Origin of the sequence: Actinoplanes sp. NPDC048791 (assembly GCF_040650095.1) — a bacterium.
GTDB lineage: Bacteria > Actinomycetota > Actinomycetes > Mycobacteriales > Micromonosporaceae > Actinoplanes.
In genome coordinates, this window is the sequence record NZ_JBEZGQ010000692.1 from 1 (window position 1) to 4,604 (window position 4,604).

Below are 4,604 nucleotides of genomic sequence, written 5' to 3' on the forward strand. Positions count from 1 at the left end.
CGCGCCGTCGCGGCCGGCCCGGCCGATCTCCTGGTAGTACTCGTCGAGGCTGCCCGGCACGCCCGCGTGCACCACCGTGCGGACGTCCGGCTTGTCGATGCCCATGCCGAAGGCGCTGGTCGCCACCACGATCTCGAGGGCGCCGGAGAAGAACCCGTCCTGGACCCGGCCGCGTTCCGCTGCCGGCAGGCCCGCGTGGTACGCCGCCACCCGGTACGAGTCCAGCCGCAACCGTTCCGCCAGGCTCTCGCAGCGCGCGTGGGTGAGCGCGTACACCAGGGTCGGGGTGTCGTGGGCCAGCACCACCTCGACGGTCCGGTCGTCGACGGCCCGGTCCTCGGGCAGGCCGTGCCGGGTGCGCCGCACCGCCAGGGTGATGCCGGGCCGGTCGAAGTCGGCGACGATCACCTGGGGCTCGCGCATCCGCAGCTGCCGGGTGATGTCGGCCTGCACCGGCGGCGCGGCGGTCGCGGTCAGGGCCAGCACCGGCGGGCGGCCGAAGGTGTCGATGACGTCGGCCAGCCGCAGGTATTCCGGGCGGAAGTCGTGGCCCCATTCGCTGACCAGGTGGGCCTCGTCGACGGCGACCAGGCTGATCGGGCGCGGCCCGGCGGTCAGCTCGCGCAGCGTCTCGTCGTTGGCGAGCTGTTCGGGGCCGAGCATCACGAAGTCGGTCCCGCCGGCGCGGAGGGCGGTGAGGACGTCGGCGCGTTGACCGCTGTGCAGGCTGGAGTTGAGCAGCGCGGCCCGTAACCCCAGCGCGGTCAGGGAGCGGACCTGGTCGCGTTGCAGCGCGATCAGCGGGGAGACGACGACGGTGACGCCCGTACGGGCCAGCCCGGCGACCTGGTAGATGGCGCTCTTGCCGCTGCCGGTGGGCAGCACGGCCAGGGTGTCGCGCCCGGCGGCGACCGTCTCGGCGGCGCGGCGCTGAGCGGGCCGCAGGTCGAAGCCGAACACGGACCGGGCCAGCTCAGCGACGTCGGGCATGGGCCGACTCTAGTGCCGTGATTTCGCCGGCAGCAGGATCGCGGAGGGATGGGCCCCGTCGTGCAGGATCTCGAGGTGGGTGACGTGGGCTTCCGTGGCGGTCGCGACCGGCTCGTCGCCGCCGAGGTTGCGGGCGAAACGGGGAAACGCCCCGGCCGAGACCTGGACGCGCAGGCGGTGGCCGCGCCGGAAGACGTACGCGGTGGGTGACAGCTGTACGGTCACCTCGGTCGTGCCGTCGGGCCGGACTGTGACCAGGTCGTCGCAGACGTTGATCGACTTGCCGCGCTCGTCGACGTCGCACAGCCGGACGAAGAGGTCGCAGCCGGGCCGGTCGGCGCGCAGCCACACCTGGGCCGTGATCTCGCCGATGACTTCCAGTTCGGACTCGAGCGCCGGTGAGGTGAAGGTCAGCACGTCGGCACGCTTCTCCAGCGGCCGGTTGTCCCTGGGGCCGGGACCGTTGCCGTCCAGCTTCGGCCCGCCCAGCGCCGGGGTCGGATCTTGCGGGTCGTAGGTGAAGGTGCTCGGCGGCGAGGCCGGGCTCACACCCCGCTCCAGCGCGCCGCCGGAGTGCAGGTGCCAGCGCTGCTGCGGGTAACCCACCGGCGGCCACTGGTCGAAGTCGCGCCACTGCTTGCTGCCCATCACGAACAGCCGTACCGGTGCCCGGCCGGCCGGCTGCTCGCCGCGTGCGAGAGCTGTCCCCCAATCGACCACCTGCTCGATCGCGGCACCCATGCCCGCCGGATCGGCGTGCCACCACGGGCCGACGGTCAGCCGGGGGTTGCGGCCGGCGGCGGCCAGGGTCCGGAAGTCGCGCAACTGGTCGGTCAGGAAGATGTCGTACCAACCGGTGATCGAGCTGACCGGCACCGTCACGTCGCCGACGGTGCCGCTGTGGTCCTCGTCCTTCCAGTACGGGTCGTTCTGGTCGTAGCGCAACGTTTCCTGGAAGAACGGCGACCCGTGACCGAGCAGCGCCTTGTCGACATCGGTCAGGGGCAGGGTGTTCATCGCGGCGGCGACGTGCTTGCGGTCCAGGCCGAGCACCGACCGCAGCAGCGCCCGTGGCCGCTCCTGCGTCTCGGTGTTCCACACCCAGTTGGTCAGCGTGTCGAGCTCGAAACGGCCGGGACGCAGCAGGCTCAGCGCCAGCCGCGACGAGGAGATGTGCGGAACCATGGCCTTCACCTGCACCGGCGCGTCGGCGGCGACAGCCCACTGGGTGTAGCCGAAGTAGCTGGAACCGGCCAGCACCACGCCGCCCTTGGCCCACCGCTGTCCCGCCAGCCAGCGCAGGGTGGCCAGCCCGTCCTCGCGCTCGTGCCGCATGGCCAGGAACGTGCCGCCGGAGCCGAAGGTGCCACGGCTGCGCACCATCAGCACGTGCATGCCCCGCTCGGCGAGCGCGCGCCCGTACATCCAGCCCAGCGGACCGCCCGGCCCGTACGCGGTGCGCACCACCACCGTGGGCAGCTCGTCCAGCGGGGTGCCGGCGGAGGCGGCGGGCGCCCAGTGATCGGCGAGCAGGACAGTCCCGTCCTCGACGGTGATCGGGATGTCGCGTTCGACGGTCACGTCGCGGGTGACGGCCGGCGGAAGCTTCAGCATCCGCTGTCCGAGCCGGCCGGCCAGCTTCGTGGCGAAGTTGTATCTGGGGCGTGTGCTCACGATGGTCTCCTGGGGAATCGGTCTTACGGGACGAGGACGACGCGGCCCTGGGCCGTGTGTTCTTCCAGTCGTTCGTGAGCGGTCGCCGCGTCCGCGAGGGGCAGCAGCTCGATCTCGGTGTCGGCGAGCCCGGACGCCGCGGCGGTCAGGGCGGCGGCCGCGGCGGCGGGGACGGCTTCCGGATGCGCGGGCAGGTAGCCACCGGCGTTGAACCCGGCCACGATGAAGTTGCCGTGCCAGACCGCGTTGCCGTCGACGCCGTGCTGCCAGTCGCCACTGGCATTGCCGACCAGCAGCAGCCGGCCGCCCGGGGCGAGCAGCCGCAGGCTCTCGGTGCGGACCTGACCGCCGACCGGGTCGACGATCACATCGAACTTCTCGTCGCCGAGGACGCTGACCATGGTGGCCGAGTCGACGATCCGGTCATAGGGAAGCCGGCTGACGGCCGCCCGCTCACCGCGCACCGTGCCGACCACCCGGGCCGCCCCGAGTTGCTTGGCGATGCCGGGGAACGCTGCCGCGAGGGCGCCGAACGCGCCGTGGACCAGGACGCGCTCCCCGGGGTGCAGTTGGATCGGACCGGTGAGCGCGACATGGGCCATCAGCGCGTTCGGCACGACTGCGACCGCGAGCGCGGGGTCGAGGTCGTAGGCCTGCGTCGACAGCACCCGTGCCCGGTCGCTGACGTACACCGATGCGTACCCGCCGGTGGCCGACCCTGACAGGGTCACTACCTTCTCGCCGATCGTCAGATCGGTGACGCCCTCGCCGAGCGCCCGGACCGTGCCGGCGACCTCGAGGCCGGGAACGTACGGCGGTTGCGGCAGACCGGGCCGGCCTTTGTACAGCCCCTGCCGGAGGTAGACGTCGATCAGCCCGACCGCTGCGTGGGTGACGTCGATCGCCACCTGCCCGGGCCCGGGCTCGGGGTCCGGCAGCTCGGTGAGCGCCAGAACCTTCGCGTCGCCGAACTCGGTGACCTGGACAGCCTTCATGGCGGTTCCCTCCCCAGTTAACGCACTCTGTGCTGCGTTAAGTGGCGTCAGCCTAAGCGGAAGAGATAGCGCAGCGCAAGGTGCGTTATATTGGGCGCATGCGACAGCGGGCCCGCTCGATCGATGACAAGCAACAACGTTCCGAAGATCTGTTGGTTGCCGCCGAAGCGGTCGCGCTCGAGCGAGGAGGAGTCCGGTTCGTGACGCTGGCTCCGGTCACCGAGCGAGCCGGCCTGCACCGCACGGGTGTGCGGCGCTACTACGCCAGCAAGGAGGAGTTGCTTCTCGAACTGGCCGAACGAGGCTGGCGACAGTGGAGCGCCGCGATCGCCGACGAGGTCCGGGACAGCGACGGCCTCGGCCCGCGCGAGGTGGCGCTGCTGCTGGCCGACACCATCTCGTCCCTGCCGGTGTTCTGCGACCTGCTGACCCACGTGACGTTGAGCCTGGAAGGCGACGTCGACATCGAGCGGGCCCGGCAGTACAAAACCAACGCCTTCGCCGCCTACGACGAGATCGTGACCGCCCTGGACCGGGTCAGCCGCATGACCGTCGACCAGATCCAGGCGCTGCTGGCGGCCACGCTCGCCTTCGCCGCCAACTTCTGGCAGGTGTCACACCCCACTCCGACCCTGGCGGCGCTGTACGAGCAGGTGCCGGACTGGGGTCACGTCGCTCTCGACTTCCGGCCCCGGCTCCGGCTGCTGCTCCAGTCGACCGCCATCGGACTGACCGAGACGCTCGCCGCCACCTGACGAGCTGCCGGACGCCGTAGCTAGAACGGGTCCAGATAGGGGCGGCTGCGTACCCGGTCATGGAGCTCGCCCAGCCACGGCCGGTGCACCTCGGGCCGGCGCGCCAGGGTGGCCACGAAGACGCCCCAGTCGGGCCGGAACGGTCCGGGCGGCTGCCGCGGCGCCGGGTCGTCGCGCCGGGCGTCGTCGG

Annotated in this window: 4 protein-coding genes; 1 reads left to right on the plus strand and 3 read right to left on the minus strand. The window is 71.8% G+C overall.

The window, feature by feature from the left end; translation table 11 throughout:
• The 3 genes from AB0C29_RS34650 to AB0C29_RS34660 all read right to left on the minus strand — a co-directional run.
• Positions 1-990 (minus strand): RecQ family ATP-dependent DNA helicase (locus tag AB0C29_RS34650; protein ID WP_360829395.1); only part of this gene is annotated, 990 nt, incomplete at its 3' end.
• Between the two features lie 9 nt (positions 991-999).
• Positions 1,000-2,664: a CocE/NonD family hydrolase gene (locus AB0C29_RS34655; RefSeq protein WP_360829398.1), complete on the minus strand. Its 1,665-nt coding sequence runs from the start codon at positions 2,662-2,664 to the stop codon at positions 1,000-1,002.
• 23 nt (positions 2,665-2,687) lie between these two features.
• Entirely contained in the window at positions 2,688-3,659 is a 972-nt protein-coding gene (locus AB0C29_RS34660) for a zinc-binding dehydrogenase (protein WP_360829401.1), read from the minus strand.
• 200 nt (positions 3,660-3,859) lie between these two features.
• Here AB0C29_RS34660 and AB0C29_RS34665 point away from each other — a divergent pair, with 200 nt between their 5' ends.
• A complete protein-coding gene (locus AB0C29_RS34665; protein WP_360829404.1) occupies positions 3,860-4,414 on the plus strand; it encodes a TetR family transcriptional regulator in 555 nt (184 codons plus the stop codon).
• The last annotated feature ends 190 nt before the right edge of the window (positions 4,415-4,604 follow it).